The organism is Ferrimicrobium sp. (genome assembly GCF_027364955.1).
Lineage (GTDB): Bacteria > Actinomycetota > Acidimicrobiia > Acidimicrobiales > Acidimicrobiaceae > Ferrimicrobium.
Map to the genome: position 1 here is coordinate 35,015 of NZ_DAHXOI010000001.1, position 19,862 is coordinate 54,876.

The following is a 19,862-nucleotide window of genomic DNA, read 5'->3' on the forward strand; positions in this document are numbered from 1 at the left end:
TTGGCTGACCTAGGGGTCCTTCCTGAACATCTCGCCCCTCTAAGTGCCACCGTCGATGGTGTTGGTGAGCTCCTGGTGGGTGGCCTCGCGGTGAGCGAGCTCGCGGGCCGTTTTGGAACCCCGCTGTTCATCTATGATGAGGGGCATCTCCGGAGCCGGATGCGAGAGGCAGTCAGCGGGTTTGGTCGAGGACAAGTCATCTACGCTTCCAAGGCATTCCCGACGATTGCCATGGCAAGGATCGTAGATGAAGAACGGTTGTGGTGGGATGCAGCGTCGCTTGGAGAGATGAAAGCTGGTCTGCTTGGTGGAGTGAGGCCATCGCGTATGGTGCTCCATGGGAATAACAAGTCGATGGAGGAGTTACGGTCGGCGGTCGAGGTGGGGGTCGGCAGAGTGGTGGTCGATTCATTCGATGAAATCGACCGGCTTGAACGTCTGGCGGGAGATGCGATCTATGTGTGGCTTCGGGTGACCCCTGGTATTGAGGCGCACACGCATGCCTATGTACGTACGGGGCAACAGGACTCCAAGTTTGGTTTCAATCTTGCCAATGGGGACGCTCAACGCGCGATTACGCGGATGAAGACGAGTTCACGTTTCGTGCTGTCTGGCCTCCACTGTCACATCGGTTCTCAGGTTTTTGCGCTGGACTCCTTCCGCGATGCGGTGGCGATCATGGTGGAGCTTGTAGAAGAGAACGATGTTGAGGAGTTGTGCATCGGTGGTGGGTTCGGAGTAGGCTATCTGCGAGATGAGCTGGTCCCCTCGCTTGGCGATTGGACACATTGGCTCCGAGAAACCTTCGATGCACATGGCATTGACCCTGAGCGAACCTTTGTTGAACCAGGTCGCGCAATCGCTGCTGCAGCCGCGGTTACCGTCTACACCGTTGGAGTCATCAAAACGATACCGGGAGTACGTACGTATGTGGCAGTCGATGGAGGTATGAGCGACAATCCGCGTCCCGTCCTCTACGGGAGTGGTTACGAAGCCTATGTTCCCTCTCGCTTATTTGCTGCGCATGATACGACGGTGGCCCTTGTCGGTAAACATTGTGAGTCGGGAGATGTGCTCGTACGAGAGGCCTGTCTCCCGTCGGATCTACGCGTCGGCGAACTCGTCATGACACCTGTCACTGGCGCCTATGGTTGGGCGATGGGATCGAACTATAACAAGCTTCCACGACCGGCTGTTGTTGGAGTGCACCAGGGGCAAGCGCGATTGATGGTCCGGAGGGAGACCGTTGATGATCTCTTTCGTTTGGAGTTGGGTCTATGAAAATCGGTCTCTTGGGGTGCGGAACGGTGGGCAGCGCGCTTGTTTCATTGCTCGACCAGGAGGGAGATCGCCTCGCCTACCTATTGGGTGAACCTCTGGAAGTCGGGCGCATTCTGGTTCGTAATCCGGACAAGGCACGGAGTGGGCCGATACCAGCTGGCTTGTTGACAACCCAGTTGGCGGAGGTGATCGACGATGATGAGATCGAGGTGGTGGTCGAGCTCATAGGGCCTGGTGAGTTTGCTCTCTCCGCGATTCGGGCCGCGCTTGGGGCAAAGAAGTCGGTGGTGACGGCCAACAAGGAGATTCTGAGTACTCACTTTCCTGAACTCGAACTCGCTGCGCAGGCCGTGCATCGGGATATCTTCTTCGAGGCGGCGGTGGCAGGGGGCATCCCGCTCATTCGTGCCTTGCGGGTCTCGCTTTTTGGTGAGCGGCTTTCAAGGATTGTGGGGATCGTGAACGGAACGACCAACTACATCCTGACTCGGATGCAGGAGGAGCACCTCAGCCTCGAGGCGGCGCTGGTGGAGGCTCAGCAGCTCGGGTATGCTGAAGCAGATCCTTCGGGAGATCTGTCCGGCAGGGATGCAGCCTCCAAACTTGCTATCATTGCCAGCATCGCCTTTGGGGGCCATGTTGACGTAGGGGACGTGACGGTGGATGGAATCTGGGGAGTCACCCCATCGGATTTTGACTTCGCGGAGCGCAGCGGAGGGGTCATCAAACTCCTTGCACAGGCAGAGCGAGACATCACCACCTCGGATGCCCCCGTACGTGTCGAAGTATTTCCAGCGATCGTGATGTCGACCCACCCATTGGCCAGTGTTCGCGGCTCCTTCAACGCGGTCTTTGTGGAAGGGTCGGCGGTTGGTCAGCTTATGTTCTCTGGCCCTGGAGCAGGTGGGCTGCCGACGGCATCAGCCGTCTTGGCCGACGTCATCGACGCAGTGAAGAACCTTCGAAATGCCACGCGAGCACCCATGCGGATCGCTGAGGGTACCCGCTTTGTCGAGGATTCGGCTATCGAGGCAGTCTTTGCGCTCTCGATGGAGGTGGTGGACGCTCCTGGGGTCCTCGCACAGGTGAGCGAGGTGTTTGGCCAGCATGGCGTCTCGATCGCGCGCATGGAGCAGGACGAACTCGGTGGCGAGCTAGCGCATCTGGTATTCCTTACCCACCGGACCCGTCTCTCTGCCATGAAGGCAACGATGGCGGCGCTAGCAGGACTCGATGTGATCGAGCGGTTGCACCAGATTTTGCGCGTCTTGGAATGAGGAGTGAAGGTATGAAAAAGGAGACCTGGCCAGGAGTGATCGAGCGGTATCGTGCATTTTTACCTGTTGATGCGACGACGCCAGTCGTGAGTCTTGGTGAGGGAGGAACACCCTTACGGTACGCTCCGCGACTGTCGCGTCGGGTGGGAGCGGATGTCTATCTCAAGCTGGAAGGATTTAATCCCACTGGCTCCTTTAAGGATCGCGGCATGACCATGGCGGTTTCTCAGGCGCTCGCACAGGGGAGCCGCACTATCATCTGCGCCTCTACTGGCAATACCTCAGCGAGCGCGGCGGCCTATGCAGCTGCTGCGGGGATAGATGCGGTGGTGTTGATACCCTCGGGTCATATCGCTCTTGGCAAGCTGGCACAGGCGCTTGTCTATGGAGCACAGGTGATTCAGATCGATGGTAATTTTGATGAGGGCCTCCGCCTCGTTCGTGCTCTTGGAGAGTCTCATCCGTTGACGATTGTCAATTCCATCAACCCCTATCGACTCCAAGGACAAAAGACGGGAGCCTTTGAGGTGATTGATGAACTTGGGTTTGCCCCTGATGCTCAGTTCATTCCTGTTGGCAATGCCGGCAACATCAGCGCGTATTGGCTTGGCTATCGGGAGTTTTACGAGGCGGGCTACGCGCAGCAGCTCCCGAAGATGTTTGGTGTTCAAGCAGCTGGCGCTGCACCCATCGTCAACGGCGCGGTCGTGCCACAGCCCGAAACGGTTGCGACTGCCATCCGAATCGGCAACCCTGCCAGTTGGTCGCTAGCGTTAGAAGCGCGCGATGAATCCGGCGGAGCAATTACGGCGGTGACCGACGAAGAGATCCTTCAGGCATATATACTCTTAGCGAGAGATGAGGCAGTATTCTGTGAACCAGCCTCAGCAGCCTCAGTAGCTGGACTTCTCAAAACCCCGGTTATTCCTGGTTCGTCAATTGTTTGTGTGCTGACCGGGAATGGGTTAAAGGATCCAGACACTGCGGTATCCCAAGTGCAAGTACCAAAGGTAGTGGGTACGTCAATGAAAGAAGTGGCAGAGGCGATTGGTCTGTGATTTTTGAGATCAGGATTTGATGGATACCTCGTCACTCAATTCGCCAAGTTCCTTGGCAAAGAAGGGAAAGAACTGATGGACGTATCGTCTGGTGCACTTGAATCGCTTGATAAAGAGACACTGATGGGGCTTGCTCGCCAGCTCGATCTTAAGGTCTCTGCTCGGCTGAGAAAGGCAGAGCTGATCTCGATGATCGAAGGTCGTGGAACCGGAGGCGGATCCGCCACTGGGGAGCCTGTTGGGGAACACGGTAGCCCGGCGGAGCAACGAGGCGTCGCCTCGTCTGCTCAGACACACCAACGCGATAGCACGAACGGATCCAGCACGAACGGATCCAGCACGAACGGATCCAGCACGAACGGATCCAGCACGAACGGGTCGGCTCCCGATGGGACGTCCCGCCAGGAGGCTTCGCAAGCGAGGGCCAGCAGTCATAATCGTCCTACCAATGGGACGAGCGAGTCGAAGCGCGCTGAGGGTACCCGCGGTGGTCTTGCGACACTGATTCCGCCCATTACGGTGAATCCTACCGAGCGCACGAATGCGCCACAGGTGGATGAATCACCGAGTCCCTCCCAGCAACCCCGCGGAGAAGATGGGGCTTCGCGTCGCTCTCGACGCAATCGGCGAGGCAAGGATCGAACGGACCGTCCGGAGGGTTCGGAGAGATCAGATAGCCAGCAAGCGGTAGAGCTGGTGACCGTCTCTGGTGTGCTGGATCTGCGTGATGATGGCTATGGCTTTCTTCGCACAAAGGGCTATCTCTCCTCAAAAGATGATGTCTACGTCCCTGCATCATTGGCGCGGAGGATGAGTCTGCGGCGTGGCGACATCGTCGTTGGTGGAGCCCGGCCTGCTGGATCGACGGAGAAGTATCCTGCACTATCGAGGGTGGATACCGTTACGGGTCTCGATCCAGAAACTGCGAAGGCACGTCGTCGGTTCGAGGATCTCACTCCGCTCTTCCCGAATGAGCGGCTCACGCTTGAGACCAGTGCCGACCCGACCAATATCACACCAAGGATCATTGATCTCATCGCGCCGATAGGCAAGGGGCAACGTGGGTTGATCGTCTCACCTCCGAAAGCCGGCAAGACGACCATCATGAAGGAGATCGCGAATGCGATCGAACGGAACAATCCAGATGTCGCGCTCATTGTGCTGCTCGTGGATGAGCGACCTGAAGAGGTTACTGACTTCCGCCGTTCGGTCAAGGGTGAGGTGATTGCCTCGACCTTTGATCGTCCTGCAGAGGAGCACACCCAGGTGGCCGAGCTCACGATCGAGCGCGCGAAACGTATGGTTGAGATGGGCAAAGATGTGGTGGTCATCCTCGATGGCATCACTCGTTTGGCTCGCGCCTATAACCTTGCCCAGCCCGCCAGCGGCAGAATTATGTCTGGTGGTATTGACTCAGGAGCACTGTATCCACCAAAGAAGTTCTTTGGCGCGGCGCGCAACATCGAGGAGGGGGGATCGCTCACCATCCTCGCGACCGCTTTGGTTGAGAACGGATCGAAAATGGATGAGGTGATCTTTGAGGAGGTCAAGGGAACCGGTAACATGGAGTTGAAGCTTGACCGCCGACTTTCAGAGCGTCGGCTCTATCCTGCTGTTGACGTCAACGGCTCCTCTACCCGCCACGAGGAGTTACTCTTTTCGCGTGATCATCTGAACCAGATCTGGAAGCTCCGGAGGGTCTTGAATGCGATCACCCAAGATGGGACGGCCGCAGCAGGACTCGAGTTGTTGCTCGATAAGGTTCGTAGTACACGATCGAATAGCGAGTTCCTCGCGGAGATAGCCCGCAGCTCGGGAATGCAATAAGGGGATCAGGCGTTAACGGCCACAGGGGATCGTACGCTATGCTGATGGGCGGAGTTCGCGGTAGTAGTCTGTTCGCCTTTGTGTGAACTCGGAGTTCGTGGCGCGCTGTCACCAATGGTTGGCAAGCGAGTCTGAGACTCCGGAGACCGAATGGATGCTTTGGCGCTTCCGTTGCGGTGCGAGAGCGGGCGTTCAGTCCGAATCAATCGGCGATACCGGTGTTGCTGGCGGTGTGGATGATGTCAGTGGCGGGGTCTTGGCGATGCTGAAGATCCGGCCAACGAGACGGCTCGCGGGCGTGCGTGTTGTTTCGGTTCCGGATGAGAGGGCGTCCTTTTGGGGTCGCCATGGGAAGAATAGGACAGAGGAAATTATGAAGAGTGATATTCATCCAGAGTACGTGGTGGCTACCGTGCATTGTTCGTGCGGAAACACCTTTGTGACTCGTTCGACCAAGGCTGACCTACACATTGAGTTGTGCAACGAGTGCCATCCGTTCTACACGGGCCGGCAGAAGTTGGTGGACACCGGAGGCCGTGTCGAGCGCTTCCAACGCCGCTATGGTGACCGTTCCAAGAATCGAGCACAATAGCTCGAGGCTCGTGGCTTGGATGCAACTGAGTTAACACCTGCGTCAGTTGTCGCTCGGACGTATGGCCCGTTCGCGACGGTGTGGGAGGTGGGGGATTCCTGGTGGATCGGTCTCACCTCTGACGCCGTCGTCGTTTGGCCAGTGCCAGCTGCTGGTTTCTCAGTGCCTTCGGCGAAGACAGTACTTGGTCAGGTGATCAAAGCTCGTCGACGCTATCCGGAGTATCCCTGTAAGGTTGTTCTCCCGACTCACGTTGGCAATCGCGATGATCACCTTTTGGTGGCGGTTGAGGACTTTAACTCGGTGTTTGCGAGGGCCACCCCTGACGTTGAGGTGTTGGAGCTGCATCGGGATGTCTTCTCGCGGCTCTGTCCGCCGTCTCCCCTGGCGGCAGTCGCCCCTGGCACACTCCCGGTTCGATTGCAAGCGTTGGCCCAGCAGGTCTTTGGGCGAGCGGCGCAACCCGAATATGCGTGGTATCAAGGTTCTGTCTTTGCGGAGTATCGAGGGATTCCAGTACTCGGGATGGCGGGCGAGTCCCTCGTTGTGGGTATTGATCCGCGCGACCAGGCGATGGCCAAGGAGGCACTGATGACGCCAGAGTCGCTGGAGGCATTCGCCCGAGAGGTTCTCTTGACGCTGCTGGGGTCACGCGAGCGCCGCCAAGGTCGATTCGATTTTTCCCGGGTCGCATTGGGCCGTCTCCTGCGATCACGTTTCCGAGTGGAGCACCCTGAGGTCATGCCCATCGAGTTCGGTACGGTTGGACAGGCCAGGTCGCGTGCCTACGCGAAAACGGGCCAGGATTTCTGCGGATTTGGTAGTGCGGTTGACCTATGGCTCGTCGTGGAGACGGCTGCTCTCTGGCGGCTGGCTGGTCAAGCGAGACAGGTCACCTACGTACTTGATGGAGAACCAATGAAGGCGTTCGTGGAGTTGGCTAGGCTAGTAGGAGTTCCCTATTCGATCGAGGTCAAGGAGCTAACCGGTGGCTGATAGGCGTCTGGAAAAGTTCGAGCTCGAGTATCAGCGCAGCATCGAGGAGATGTCTGATCCGAAGCTGTTTCAGGATCAGCATCGAGCTCGCGAGGTCGCACGGCGTCACAAGGCGCTCGAGGCGATCGTCGCGACCCTGCGTGAGGTCGACAAGCTGCAGGAGGATTTTGCGGCAGCCACTGAGTTCTACCAGGCGGCCCCCCTCGACGAGCGGCCCCTTTGGGGGGATGAGATAGCCTCCCTCGAAACGGCTCTCGCCATAAAGACAGAGGAGCTTGAGATCCTCCTGTTGCCACAGGACCCAAACGATGGTCGTAATGTGATCCTTGAGATTCGTGGGGCTGAAGGTGGGGAAGAGGCGAACCTTTTTGCTAAAGATTTGACGGAGATGTATCAGCGTTTTGGTGACCGGATGGGGTGGCGCGTCGAGATGCTGGCTGCAGATCCGTCTGAGCTTGGCGGCTATAACTTTGCTTCGCTGTTGGTCAAAGGGGATGATGCGTGGCGTCGCTTGAAGCATGAAGCGGGCCCCCATCGGGTCCAACGGGTGCCAGTTACCGAGACCCAAGGAAGAGTGCATACCTCTTCCGCAACGGTAACGGTATTGCCTGAGGCTGACGAGGTTGAGGTCCAGATCGATCCCAATGATCTCCGGATCGACGTCTATCGATCGACAGGCCCAGGAGGACAGTCGGTCAACACCACGGACTCGGCGGTGAGGATTACCCATATACCTACCGGGATCGTTGTGGCGATGCAAGATGAGAAGAGTCAGATACAGAACCGTGCCAAGGCGTTGCAGGTGTTGCGAGCGCGACTACTTAAGGCGGAACAGGACCGCGTGAACGAGGAGCTTTCGCGCACGAGGAAGTCCCAGGTTGGCGGTGGCGGACGCTCTGAGAAGATTCGCACCTACAACTTCAAGGAGAACAGGGTCACTGATCATCGGATCAAACTGACGCTGCATCGTCTTGACCAGATTTTGATGGGCGACCTTCTTGAAATCTCTGATGCGCTGATCCAGGACGAGCGCGCCGCACAGCTACTTGATCAGGATGATGGTCGCTGATTTTACGTGCGAGGCTGTCACCGCCTTCGCACCTTCTCCCGCCTCCCCTACCCGGGTGCAACAGCGCTGGTTGGACCAAGCAGCCAGGGAGGTCGCGGCACGTACCGGGCAGCCTGCGGTTGCCGTGCTTGCCGAGTATCGGTCACGTTTAGATCAGGGTGAGCCACTCCAATACGTGCTGGGAAGCTGGCAATTTCGATGGCTGAACTTGGAGGTGGACCGTCGGGCACTTATCCCTCGTCCAGAGACGGAACTGCTGGTTGACCTTGTCGTCGCAGAAGTAGATAAAATGGGATCGGGAAGGGTTTTAGAGCTGGGTACTGGCACCGGGGCTATTGCGGCATCCCTTGCCCAGGAGTTTCCGATGCTCCAAGTCGTGGCGACCGACTTTTCTAGGGGTGCCCTGGCGCTGGCCGCTGCGAATCTTCGCCAGCTGGAACTCGACCAAAGCGTAGAGCTCCGTTTCGGTTGCTGGTGGGAGGCGGTGGAACCCCAAGAGCGTTTCGACGTTATCTGTTCGAACCCGCCGTATGTGACTGATGATGAATGGCTTGGACTGGACCCGGTTGTCCGTGACTGGGAGCCAAGAGAAGCGCTGGTAGCTGGAACTTCTGGTCTAGAGTGTTACGAAGTCATTTTCGCGCATGCAGCTTGTCATCTGGAGCAAGGACACGGCGCAGTTGTCGTAGAGATCGGCGCTGATCAGGGCGCTGAGGTAGTTGCCATTGCTCGCAACGCCTCCTTTGGCGCCGTTATCAAACAGGATTTGGTTGGTAGAGATCGTTTTGTGGTGGCTCGGCGATGATGCACCAGCCGTCACCGATGCTGGTCTATAACCTGCGAACGGGCCGTATCGTTGAACGCGACGAATCCGCTGCTATCGAGTGGGTGCGGTCGGAACTCCGCGATGGACAATGTGTCATCGCTCCAACCGATACCGTCATCGGTCTCCTCGCCGACGCTCGTAACCCCCTGGCAGTCGCGAATATTGCACGCATTAAGGGACGCACGAGCGCGACTCCCGCACCGGTATTGATCGATAGCGTTGCGATGGCGGTGCGATTGGCTACACCGTCGATGATGGGGCCATTGTCGCGGATTGCCGATCTCTGGCCAGGGCCGCTTTCGGTGATCGTCGATATCGATGATCCACTCGGAGAGGCTGTGAACCCGACAGTTGGAACGGCAGCACTTCGGGTTCCAGCGGTACCATGGCTCCGTGCACTCTGTCGGGACATGCCGCTCGCTGCTTCTTCGGCCAACCGACATGGCGTGGCTACCGAAACTAGCGTCAAGGGGGCCATCGCTGCATTGACGGCTGGATCCTACGATGCCCCCCTTACCCTAGCGATCGATCCATTAGGGGATGGTGCGGCCGGGACCATCGCATCGACCGTCGTTGACCTCACCTGCCAGCCTCCAACGATCGTCCGACAGGGGGCATTAGCCTATGAGGTCGTTGCCGAGCGACTCCCCGGGCTTACAACTCCTATGAGCTAGTCCCGGTTGTCATGGGCTCATCCCGTAGGCTTTCAAGGTGGGCTTCCCCTACACTCAGTGGTATCGATTCCATGCAGTCGTGGGTCGACGATTCGAAAGGGGGTGCCCTGTTGCGTTCTACTGAGTTGCTCTGGAGCCAAGATCCTGAAGTAGCGCGACTTCTGAGCGAGGAAGAGGAACGACAGCGAACGACGCTGCAGCTGATCGCCTCTGAAAACTTCACCTCTCGAGCGGTGATGGAGGCGACGGGAAGCGTGTTGACCAACAAATACGCCGAGGGTTATCCTGGTCGTCGGTATTACGGGGGTAATCAGGTCGTTGATCAGGTTGAGGACCTCGCTCGTAAGCGGTGCAAACAGCTCTTTGGGGCTCCCTATGCCAACGTCCAACCACACGCCGGTGCAAACGCGAATGCGGCAGCCTACTTAGCACTGCTTGCACCGCGAGATCGGGTACTTGCCATGAGGCTCGACCAGGGTGGACACCTTACCCATGGTTCGCCAGTAAATTTCTCCGGCCAGATCTATGATTTCATCTCCTATGGAGTACGTGAATCGGATCCGAATCGGGAGTGGTTGGACCTCGACCAGATGCGTCAACTCGCCCTCGAGCAACGACCAAAGTTGATTGTGGTGGGGGCTACCGCCTACTCAAGGATCATAGAGGTCGATCCGATCCGCGAAATTGCCGACGAGGTCGGGGCCTTGGTTCTCTTTGATGCTGCTCACGTGGCTGGGTTGATCGCCGGAGGGGTCTATCCCAACCCACTCTTCACTCGATCCGGGGCACGGGGTGCCGATGTCGTGACTTTTACGACACACAAAACCTTGCGCGGTCCTCGAGGAGCCGCAATCGTTGCCCACGAGGACCTTGGTAAAGCGCTTGACAAAGCGGTCTTTCCAGGACTGCAGGGAGGCCCCCTCGAGCATGCGATAGCCGCAAAAGCCGTCGCTTTTGCAGAGGCGCTCGACCCTTCCTTTCGGGAGTATGCCGAGCGCGTTGTGGAGAACGCTCGCGTGCTCGCTGATGCACTGAGTTCTGAGGGATTTCGCATCGTTTCGGGAGGTACCGATGTCCACTTGGCCTTGGTAGATCTACGAGACTTCGATCCAGAACTCGATGGACGTACCGCGCAAGATCGGCTGGATCGTGCGGGGATCACCTGCAACAGAAACCAGATCCCCTTCGATCCTCGCTCACCCTTTGTCACCAGCGGACTGCGTCTTGGTACCGCTGCAATGACGACGACGGGTATGCGCACCGATCAGATGAAGACGGTGGCTGCGCTGATCTCGCGGGTGCTGCGCACTGACGATGAGCAGACCCCTCTGGAGGTGCGGCACGAGATAGCTGAACTCTGTCGAGCCTTCCCTCCGCCGCTCGAGAGGTAATGTGCAATACGTCCTGGTAGCGTTCGTCGCAGCTATCGTTACGTTTCTGGTGGTGCCGATCGTTCGACGAATCGCATTCCGGACCGGTCAAGTCGTACAGCCTGGCGGTCGTATGGCTCACCTCAAGCCGACACCGACCCTTGGGGGAATCGGTATGTTGGTGGGATTTGGGGCGGCGATGGGGTTCGGCAGTCTGCTGCATGCCTTTCGTCCCGTCTTCACTGACTCCTCCGAACCGATGGGGGTGCTCCTCGCTGCGATCGCCATCACGGGTATCGGTGTGATCGACGATGTGTGGAATCTGTCTGCTCCCGCCAAGGTCGCGGGACAGGTGTTGTCGGCATCATTGCTTTGGGTCTTTGGCGTGACGATGTTCTGGTTCAAGGTTCCCTTCGCTGGTATCGTTGTCCTTTCGAACTCATTGACACCGTTGTTGACGGCGATTTGGGTGATCGCCATGGAGAACGCCATCAACCTTATCGATGGCCTTGATGGCCTCGCCTCTGGTATCGTCGCGATCGCATCGCTCGCCTTTGGTCTCTATTCATTGCGACTTGAGGCGTTGGGGCAGCTGCCGAGCTCCTCCATCGGACCACTGATCGCGTTTGCGATACTTGGAGTCTGCGTCGGGTTTTTGCCCCACAACTGGAACCCAGCCAAGATATTCATGGGTGACACCGGCGCCATGTTGCTCGGGCTCCTCTTGGCTGCCAGCACCTCGGTCGTAGGGGGCCGGACCGCCAACGTCTCCGACCAGACGTTCTTTTTCTTTGCACCATTGGTTATTCCTTTTGTGATATTAGGAGTCCCAATGGCGGACTTAGTGTTTTCTGTACTTCGTCGCACTGCCCATCATGTGAGCTTTGCGACGCCCGACAAAAAGCACCTTCACCACCGCCTCATGGAGATGGGGCATGGGCCGCGCCGCTCGGTGGCGATCCTCTGGGCATGGACAGCCATTTTGTCGGCCTTTGCGCTGCTCCCTACGTATGTTGGTGGCCTCGGATTCGAACTCCCCATTGCTGTTGCGGCGGTTGGGGTGCTACTGTATACGCTGTTCCATCCTGATTTGAAGGGAACGCATTCGCGGAGCGGGAGGGCGCTGCAAGTGATTCGTCGAAGGGATAGCGGGATCAGGCGGTGAGTTATTCTGGTTTGCGTTCCGGATGGCAGTTGGTTGGTCTGTAGCTGGTAGAGTAACTAAGGTTTGGTTCGGAAGAGGTTCGATCGTGGACAGCCCGTCAGTGGCCCGAGGTATGGTAGCGAGTTTTAGCGAGGCAATTGCCAAAATGATTGAGTCCTTCGGGACCATGGTGCTTTCGCTCGTTGTCGCCGTCGTGGTTGGTCAGTGGACGCACTCCTGGGCGTGGGGTGTAGGAATAGCCGTTTTTGGAGTTGTGGGGTCAATTTTGTCGATGTATTACCGCTCGAAGGCGGAGATCGACAGCACTCCTGTGCCAGTCAAGACGCGGCGTCCCGAGAGAGGTGGTGTTTCGCGTTTGCTCGAGTCAGATCTTGAACTCTCTGACGACGTTCGTCAGGCCGATGCGTGGCTGAGGAGGGACGAGTAGCGTGTCTAGCACACCTATTCAGCCTGAGGTGAGTATCGCCAAAGGCTTTCTCATCCGGCTGCTCATCGTCGCCCCAGTGGCGGTTGCCATTTCGTGGGCTCTTGCCGGTGATCGAGGTTTGTGGTCCGCGTTGTATGGTCTCGCGTTAGTCGCCGTCAACTTCGCCATTATGATCGCGTTCTTCCGTGAGGGTGCCAAATTTGGTATGACGGGTTTGATGGCCGCTGCTTTTCTCGCACTGCTCATCGGGCTCGGAGTGCTCACGGCGGCGATCATTCCGGTTGCGCATGCGCACTGGATGGATCTTATCGTCTTCGGCCTTGTGGTGATTCTCGGCCACCTCGCTGCGGTGATTATCGAGGCGCGCCGGGTCTCTGGGCGTTTGGGCGATGATGGTCTTGCTCCCTGGAGATTGGTCAGATGATTTTTGCGGGCATTAACTTTCCGCCCATAGCGGAGCTGCTGAACTGGAAGCCGATCGCCTTTGGTGGCACGGCGCTCATGTTCAACAAGATCGCCGTCCTCACACTGCTCTCGGCGGCAATTACCCTTGCGCTGTTCTTTGTCGCTGGACGGCGCCAGAAGCTCGTTCCCCGTGGCATCCAGAACATCATGGAGTCATCGATCGACTTTATCACCAACTCCGTCGTGATCGACGTGATGGGTCAAGAGGGGCTAGCGTGGGTGCCGTGGCTCACCGGACTGTTCTTCTTCATCCTGTTCAACAACCTCTTTGAAGTCATTCCCTTTATACAGATGCCGGCGACCGCACGAACGAGCGTCACGATCCCTCTTGCGCTCATCGTCTATGTCACCTTTATTGTGGTAGGCGTCAAAAAGCAAGGCTTTGGTCGCTATTTCAAATCAGCGCTTGTCCCGAGTGGAGTGCCGGTAGCACTGCTGATACTCCTTGTCCCCATCGAGTTACTCTCTACCTTCATCGTCCGCCCCTTTGCTCTCGCCGTCCGATTGTTTGGCAATATGCTCGCTGGCCACCTCCTGTTGGTGACGTTTGCGGTGATCTCGGAGGCGCTGTTCGTTCGCAGCATTGGCCTGATTGTGTTGCCGTTACCAGCGGCTACCCTGGTGGTGTTGACAGGCTACGAGATCTTCGTCGGTTTTCTGCAGGCCTTTATCTTTACCATCTTGACCGCCGTCTACTTAGGCGAATCTTTGGGAGGTGGGCACTAAGGAGTTGGTCTGAAGTTCGCCGTGAGCGCTGAAGCTCATCAAGGAGTTGGTATCGAATGTTGAAATGGAGAGGAAAGCAAGTTATATGCATAGCATGATGGCGACAATTATCGCGGTTGCGGCAAATGTCAACTTACGGAAGGGTCTCGCAGAGCTTGGATCGGGTTTAGCCTACGGTCTCGCTGCGCTAGGACCTGGAATCGGTATTGGAATTATCTTTGGTCAGGCGATCTCGGCGATCGCACGGCAACCGGAGACCGCTGGACCGGTTCGGTCGTTGGCCTTCCTGGGTTTCGCGCTCGCTGAAGCACTCGCTCTGATCGGGTTCGTTGTCTTCGTCCTCTTGAAGTACACCGGTTAAGGAATCGTTTCGTGCTTTTCGGAGTAGTTACGCAGTCGCCGAACCCAATTTTGCCCTCGACAGGGGAGATTATCTGGTCGGTCATCTCCTTCGGCCTCTTGTTGGTCATATTGGTGAAGTATGCCTTCCCTCCAGTGGCCTCCATGATGGCCAAGCGCAGTGACAAGATCAGAGACGATCTTGAGGCCGCTGAGTCGGCGCGTCGGGACGCCGAACGTCTCGCAGAGGAGCGCCGCGCTGAGCTTGGTCGCGCACGCGAAGAGGGCCAGCGCATCATCGAGGATGCGCGAGCTACCGGTGAGGCGCTGCGCCAAGAAGCAGCGGCTGAGGCACAACGTGAGGCCCAGATGGTACGTGAACAGGCTCAGCTGCAGGTAGCGGCTGAGCGATCCCGGCTGATCCTTGAGCTTCGGGGTGAATTGGCTGGCATGGCGATCGAACTGTCCACTCGGATACTCGCGCATGAACTCGCCTCGAGTGAGGTAGATCCCCTGGTGGAGTCCTTCCTCGCGGAGGCGGATTCGGAGTAGACATGAGAGAGCGAACCCGTGGATTCGCCATCGCCACTCGTGATCTTGGGATCAGGAGTGATGAGTTGGCACGCATAACACAAGAGATAGCGGCGGTCGCGGCGCTCGTGACCGACTCCGTCGAATTGACCGATGTACTGATCGACCGTGGCCTCCGTTCTGATGTCCGACGATCAGTGTTGGTTGAGCTCTTGAGCGATCGTGTGGACGTGCGGGTCGCTGCGCTCGCTGGCTATGTGGTGGAGACCGAGTTGGCGGGGGATATTCCCGAAATTCTGGCGGGTCTTGAAGCTGTGCTGCAAAGCACTTACGTCCTTGGTGACGGAATCGAGACGGTGACTGGTGCGCGCGCGCGAGGATATGCACACGCGATCATGGGCGATCTCGATCGAGATGCTCTGTTGCTCATGCTGGATGAACTCATCAGCGTGACACAGTTGTTGGCCGGAGACGTTGCGTTGCGAAGGGTGCTGTCAGGTCTTGGCGGCGATCCAGAGCAGCGTATTCACATTGTTGAGGACCTCTTTGGAGGGCGAGTCTCACCGGCGGCGTTGTCGGTTATTCGCGCGGTCGTTGCTGTGAGCAACCCGCGCTCCCTAGCGGAGTCGCTCGAGAGGATCATTGGTGACTGCTCCAGGCTGATCGAGAGCCAGATTGCCCGAGTGACACTCGCTCGTCAAGCCAATGATATCTACCGTTCGCGGATTGCGTCAACGCTCGAGCATCGTATTGGGCGCGAGCTGATCGTCGAGTGGAGAGTCGATGAAACACTCATCGGTGGCATGGTCGCCGTCATTGGCGATCGGGTCTACGACGTGAGTGTTGCCAGAGAACTACAGAGGGCCCAGCAGTTGCTTGCCGGGCGATAACAAGGAGAGACGATGGCGGTAGAGTTGAAAATTGATAAGTCGGAGATCGCTGATGTCATCCGGCGGCGACTACAGGAGTACGCGACGACGACCGCAGGCGAAGAGGTCGGCCGAGTGCTGGAGTTCGGTGACGGGATCGCCTCGGTCTCGGGACTCCCCTCGGTGGCGGTGAATGAAGTGCTGCGCTTTGCCAACGGGACGGTTGGCCTCGCGCTCAACCTCGAAGAGGATACGATCGGCGTGGTTGTCCTCGGCGAGGAGTCCGGTATCTCCGAAGGCCAGTTAGTGAAGTCGACGGGCGAGATCCTGTCAGTTCCGGTGGGCGATGCACTTCTCGGTAGAGTTGTCGATCCGCTCGGTCGACCGATCGACGGGCTTGGTCCTATCGACTCCACAATACAGCGTCGCCTTGAGGTGCAGGCGCCAGGTATTGTCCAGCGCAAGCCGGTTGGAGAACCGCTACAGACTGGAATCAAGGCTATCGATGCCATGACTCCGATTGGACGTGGTCAGCGTGAATTGATCATTGGAGACCGCAAAACTGGTAAGACGACGGTGGCGCTCGACACGATTATCAACCAGCGTGGCCAGGGTGTGAAGTGTATCTACGTGGCTATTGGGCAGAAAGGTACCTCTATCGCGGCAGTTGTTGACACGTTGCGTGAACATGGGGCGCTTGAGTATACGGTGATCGTGGCAGCGGCTGCATCTGAGGCTGCGCCGTTCAAGTATCTTGCACCGTATGCAGGCTGTGCGATGGGCCAGCATTGGATGGAGAATGGGGAGCACGCCCTGATCGTCTATGACGATCTTTCGAAGCAGGCTGACGCCTATCGGCAGCTCTCGTTGCTTCTTCGTCGTCCACCGGGACGTGAAGCGTATCCTGGTGACATTTTTTATCTTCATTCTCGGCTTCTTGAGCGCGCGGCGAAGCTGAGCGACGCGCTTGGTGGGGGCTCGCTGACGGCGTTACCGATCATTGAGACCAAGGCAGGGGATATCTCGGCCTACATCCCTACCAACGTGATCTCGATCACGGATGGTCAAGTATTTCTCGACTCTGACCTGTTTAACTCTGGTCTTCGTCCGGCGATCAACGTCGGGACGTCGGTGTCACGAGTTGGCGGTGCCGCGCAAACCAAGGCGATGAAAGAGGTGTCTGGAAGCCTACGATTGGATCTTGCCCAGTTCCGTGAACTCGAGGCCTTTGCCACTTTTGGCTCTGAACTGGATAAGTATGCGCAGGCACAGCTCGATCGTGGTTATCGACTGACTGAGCTGTTGAAACAAAATCAAGGAGCTCCTCTCTCCGTTGCCGAGCAGGTAGTGAGCATCTTTGCGGGTACCAACGGTCTTCTTGACGCGCTGCCGGTGAGTGATGTGTCGAAGTTCTTGGCTGAGATGATTGGGTTCTTGAAGGCTCGACACCCTGATTTCATTGACGGGATTAATGCCAATGGTAAGATGCCGGACAAGCAGGCGTTGACGGATGCAATCACCACCTTCGCGGGTGGGTTCGCCACCTCAGTAAAGGTTTAGGGTCTCGTGCCAGGTGGGAAGGAACGGGCTCTTCGGGGTCGAATTCGGAGTGTTAACTCGACGAAGAAGATTACGAAAGCCATGGAACTCATTGCGGCCTCGCGTATCGTAAAGGCTGTTGGGCGTATCGGTGGGGCTCGGACCTATTTCAGGGAGATCTCAGAGCTGACGCGGGAGTTGCTGGTGACGCTTCCAAGTTATCGCCCGCCGTTGACGCGTACGGGCATTGCAGGCACCACGACGGTCTTGATCCTTGTCACCTCGGACAGGGGGCTCTGTGGAGGCTACAACAGCGCGGTCATCAGAGCTTACGAAGAGCAGGTGCGCCAGATCGAGGGACCGATTGAATTGATCGGTATTGGGCGAAGGATTGAAAACTATCTCCAATTCCGGGGGATTGCGAGTGCCGTGCAGATCAATGGGGTCACACACTTGCCTACGCTCGACCAGGCGTACTCGATCATCGGACCGATCATGAAGCGAGTCGACGCTGGAGAAGTAGGACGTGTCGTTGTCGTATCGAACCGGTTCTACTCACTCGGAGTGCAGCGACTGGAGGAGACCACGTTGGTCCCCATTGACCCAGCCACGTTCAATGAGGGTTCCACCGGGGAGGTTGCCCACTTTGATTTCGAGGCTGAGCCGACCTTGGAGAACGTGATCGATACGACGCTACATCAACTGGTGGTGGCCGAATTCTTTGGACTCCTACTTGAGGCCTCTGCTGCAGAGCATGCAGCCCGACAACGAGCGATGAAGAACGCGACAGACAACGCAACGGAGCTGGTTCGTAACTTGACCCGGGCCATGAACCGAGTCCGGCAAGACGCGATCACGACGGAGATTACCGAGATAGTAGGTGGCGCTGAGGCACTCGCACAGGGTGACCGAGCCATGAGTGGAGATGAGAGGTAACAATGGAGATGGATACTAAGCCGACTGAGACTGGATCGACGGAGACGGGGTCTCCCGACACCTCTTCTTCTCAGGGAAAGGCGCTTGGTCGTGTGGTGTCGATTGCGGGGCCGGTGGTCGACGTAGAGTTCCCTCCTGAATCTATCCCTGAGGTGAATATGGCGGTCTCGATGGAGGCCGAGATCGATGGCCAAACCGTCGTCATCATGGCTGAGGTGGCGAGTCAGCTCGGCGATGGCCGAGTTCGCTGCATCTGTCTCAAGCCGACGGATGGTCTACGTCGTGGAGCTGAGGTCACTGACTTGGGCCATGGGATTAAGGTTCCGGTTGGTTCCGGTGTCTTAGGGCATGTGTTCAACGTCATCGGCGAGTCATTGAACGCGACGGAGCTGGTCGACATCGAAGACGTGTGGGAGATCCACCGGGATCCACCACCTTTTGATGACCTTGAGCCAAAGGCGCAGATGTTCGAGACCGGCATCAAGGTGATCGATCTGTTGGAACCCTATGTGCAGGGCGGTAAGGTTGGCCTCTTCGGCGGAGCCGGGGTTGGCAAGACCGTGTTGATCATGGAGATGATCAACCGAGTGGCACAGCAGCACGGTGGAGTCTCGGTCTTTGCGGGTGTTGGTGAACGGACTCGAGAGGGTACCGATCTGCTCCTGGAGATGGAGGAGTCCGGGGTGATTGAGAAGGCGGCCTTGGTCTATGGCCAGATGGATGAGCCGCCGGGAGTTCGCCTCCGCGTCGCTCTCTCGGCCTTGACGATGGCAGAGTATTTTCGCGATGTCAAAGATCAGGATGTACTGCTCTTTATCGATAACATCTTCCGTTTCGTTCAGGCAGGTTCCGAGGTTTCGGCTTTGTTGGGTCGACTCCCGTCGGCAGTTGGCTACCAGCCCACACTCGCCGATGAGATGGGCGCGCTGCAGGAGCGTATTACCTCCACGAAGCGGCGCTCCATTACCTCGTTGCAGGCCGTGTACGTACCGGCTGACGACTATACCGATCCCGCACCGTTTACGACCTTTACCTTCCTGGATGCTACGACAGAGCTCTCTCGTCAGATCGCGTCGCTGGGCATCTACCCCGCGGTGGATCCACTCGCCTCGACCTCGAATATTCTCGCGCCCCATATCGTTGGTGAGCGTCACTACCAGGTTGCCCGGAACGTCCAACAGATTCTGCAGCGCTACAAGGAGCTTCAGGACATCATCGCCATCCTTGGGCTCGATGAACTCTCCGAGGAGGACAAGGTGACGGTCTCGCGGGCACGTCGCATCCAGCGGTTCCTTTCGCAACCCTTCTTTGTGGCCGAGATCTTCACCGGGGCAAAGGGCAAGTATGTGCCGATCAATGAGACGATCGAGTCGTTTGAGGCGATCGTACGAGGGGACCTCGATGGCGTTCCTGAGCAGGCGTTCTTGAATTCCGGTGGCATCGAGGATGTTCTCGCGAGAGCCAAGGAGATGGATGCATAGTGGCGAACGAGACCTTCAATCTGGTGATCGCTAACCCGGAGTTAGTGCTCTTTGACGAGGAGGTTGAAAGCCTCACCCTTCGTTCGGCACTCGGGGATGCTGCCTTCCTTGCGCATCATGCCCCCTTCGTCGGAGAGGTGGAGGTGTGTCTGGGCACGGTGGTGAGGAGTCAGGGCGATTCCTTCCAGATTGTGATTGATGGCGGACTGGTTCGAGCCGGCGGTAATCGTGTGGTGGTTTTGGCCAATGACGCCCAGTTGGCTAGCGACGTTGAACAGGAGTCTCTTCGGCGCAGAAGGCAGCGCTACGAGGAGCGGTTAGAGGAGCTTGATGATGCGATCGCGGAGGCTGAACTGCGGTCTCTCGAGCTTCGGGGGAGTCTGATCGACTAGGTGACGCCGCGAGTTCGGTGCT

General features: G+C 57.7%; 21 protein-coding genes. All 21 read left to right on the top strand.

From position 1 onward, the window contains the following. Window positions 1-1,281, top strand: coding sequence for a diaminopimelate decarboxylase (gene lysA, locus M7Q83_RS00180; RefSeq protein ID WP_298334141.1), 1,281 nt, complete (start codon window positions 1-3; stop codon window positions 1,279-1,281). Further along, window positions 1,278-2,558, top strand: coding sequence for a homoserine dehydrogenase (locus M7Q83_RS00185; RefSeq protein WP_298334144.1), 1,281 nt, complete (start codon window positions 1,278-1,280; stop codon window positions 2,556-2,558). The genes lysA and M7Q83_RS00185 overlap by 4 nt, the downstream gene beginning before the upstream one ends. 11 nt (window positions 2,559-2,569) lie before the next feature. After that, on the top strand, window positions 2,570-3,616 hold the full coding sequence (gene thrC / locus M7Q83_RS00190; protein WP_298334147.1) for a threonine synthase: 1,047 nt from the start codon (window positions 2,570-2,572) through the stop codon (window positions 3,614-3,616). Window positions 3,617-3,691: 75 nt separating this feature from the next. Next, entirely contained in the window at window positions 3,692-5,443 is a 1,752-nt protein-coding gene (gene rho, locus M7Q83_RS00195) for a transcription termination factor Rho (protein ID WP_298334150.1), read from the top strand. A gap of 373 nt (window positions 5,444-5,816) precedes the next feature. Next, entirely contained in the window at window positions 5,817-6,035 is a 219-nt protein-coding gene (gene rpmE / locus M7Q83_RS00200) for a 50S ribosomal protein L31 (RefSeq protein ID WP_298334737.1), read from the top strand. A gap of 15 nt (window positions 6,036-6,050) precedes the next feature. Continuing rightward, entirely contained in the window at window positions 6,051-7,031 is a 981-nt protein-coding gene (locus M7Q83_RS00205) for a hypothetical protein (protein ID WP_298334154.1), read from the top strand. Then, window positions 7,024-8,100 carry a peptide chain release factor 1 gene (gene prfA / locus M7Q83_RS00210; RefSeq protein ID WP_298334157.1) on the top strand — a complete coding sequence of 359 codons (1,077 nt, stop codon included), beginning with the start codon at window positions 7,024-7,026 and terminating at the stop codon, window positions 8,098-8,100. Before M7Q83_RS00205 ends, prfA begins: the two co-directional genes overlap by 8 nt. Continuing rightward, a complete protein-coding gene (prmC, locus tag M7Q83_RS00215; RefSeq protein ID WP_298334160.1) occupies window positions 8,087-8,905 on the top strand; it encodes a peptide chain release factor N(5)-glutamine methyltransferase in 819 nt (272 codons plus the stop codon). Before prfA ends, prmC begins: the two co-directional genes overlap by 14 nt. Continuing rightward, complete coding sequence (locus M7Q83_RS00220) at window positions 8,902-9,600, top strand: L-threonylcarbamoyladenylate synthase (RefSeq protein ID WP_298334163.1); 699 nt, start codon at window positions 8,902-8,904, stop codon at window positions 9,598-9,600. Before prmC ends, M7Q83_RS00220 begins: the two co-directional genes overlap by 4 nt. Window positions 9,601-9,710: 110 nt before the next feature. Then, a complete protein-coding gene (gene glyA / locus M7Q83_RS00225; protein ID WP_298334165.1) occupies window positions 9,711-10,991 on the top strand; it encodes a serine hydroxymethyltransferase in 1,281 nt (426 codons plus the stop codon). A 1-nt stretch (window position 10,992) separates the two neighbouring features. Continuing rightward, window positions 10,993-12,135 carry an MraY family glycosyltransferase gene (locus M7Q83_RS00230; RefSeq protein ID WP_298334167.1) on the top strand — a complete coding sequence of 381 codons (1,143 nt, stop codon included), beginning with the start codon at window positions 10,993-10,995 and terminating at the stop codon, window positions 12,133-12,135. An 85-nt stretch (window positions 12,136-12,220) separates the two neighbouring features. Continuing rightward, window positions 12,221-12,562: a hypothetical protein gene (locus M7Q83_RS00235; RefSeq protein ID WP_298334168.1), complete on the top strand. Its 342-nt coding sequence runs from the start codon at window positions 12,221-12,223 to the stop codon at window positions 12,560-12,562. A 1-nt stretch (window position 12,563) separates the two neighbouring features. Continuing rightward, on the top strand, window positions 12,564-12,986 hold the full coding sequence (locus tag M7Q83_RS00240) for a hypothetical protein (RefSeq protein ID WP_298334170.1): 423 nt from the start codon (window positions 12,564-12,566) through the stop codon (window positions 12,984-12,986). Next, window positions 12,983-13,753 carry a F0F1 ATP synthase subunit A gene (gene atpB, locus M7Q83_RS00245; RefSeq protein WP_298334172.1) on the top strand — a complete coding sequence of 257 codons (771 nt, stop codon included), beginning with the start codon at window positions 12,983-12,985 and terminating at the stop codon, window positions 13,751-13,753. Before M7Q83_RS00240 ends, atpB begins: the two co-directional genes overlap by 4 nt. Before the next feature lie 97 nt (window positions 13,754-13,850). Beyond that, window positions 13,851-14,114 carry an ATP synthase F0 subunit C gene (gene atpE / locus M7Q83_RS00250; RefSeq protein WP_081900972.1) on the top strand — a complete coding sequence of 88 codons (264 nt, stop codon included), beginning with the start codon at window positions 13,851-13,853 and terminating at the stop codon, window positions 14,112-14,114. Window positions 14,115-14,125: 11 nt separating this feature from the next. Further along, a complete protein-coding gene (gene atpF / locus M7Q83_RS00255; RefSeq protein WP_298334176.1) occupies window positions 14,126-14,644 on the top strand; it encodes a F0F1 ATP synthase subunit B in 519 nt (172 codons plus the stop codon). Between the two features lie 2 nt (window positions 14,645-14,646). After that, on the top strand, window positions 14,647-15,513 hold the full coding sequence (locus tag M7Q83_RS00260; protein WP_298334178.1) for a F0F1 ATP synthase subunit delta: 867 nt from the start codon (window positions 14,647-14,649) through the stop codon (window positions 15,511-15,513). 12 nt (window positions 15,514-15,525) lie between these two features. Continuing rightward, window positions 15,526-17,052, top strand: coding sequence for a F0F1 ATP synthase subunit alpha (gene atpA, locus M7Q83_RS00265; protein ID WP_298334180.1), 1,527 nt, complete (start codon window positions 15,526-15,528; stop codon window positions 17,050-17,052). A 6-nt stretch (window positions 17,053-17,058) separates the two neighbouring features. Next, window positions 17,059-17,967 (top strand): ATP synthase F1 subunit gamma, encoded by a 909-nt coding sequence (gene atpG / locus M7Q83_RS00270; protein WP_298334181.1) that lies wholly within the window; start codon window positions 17,059-17,061, stop codon window positions 17,965-17,967. A gap of 2 nt (window positions 17,968-17,969) precedes the next feature. Next, window positions 17,970-19,448, top strand: coding sequence for a F0F1 ATP synthase subunit beta (atpD, locus tag M7Q83_RS00275; RefSeq protein WP_298334183.1), 1,479 nt, complete (start codon window positions 17,970-17,972; stop codon window positions 19,446-19,448). Next, window positions 19,448-19,840: a F0F1 ATP synthase subunit epsilon gene (locus M7Q83_RS00280; RefSeq protein WP_298334185.1), complete on the top strand. Its 393-nt coding sequence runs from the start codon at window positions 19,448-19,450 to the stop codon at window positions 19,838-19,840. The genes atpD and M7Q83_RS00280 overlap by 1 nt, the downstream gene beginning before the upstream one ends. Window positions 19,841-19,862 lie beyond the last annotated feature (22 nt).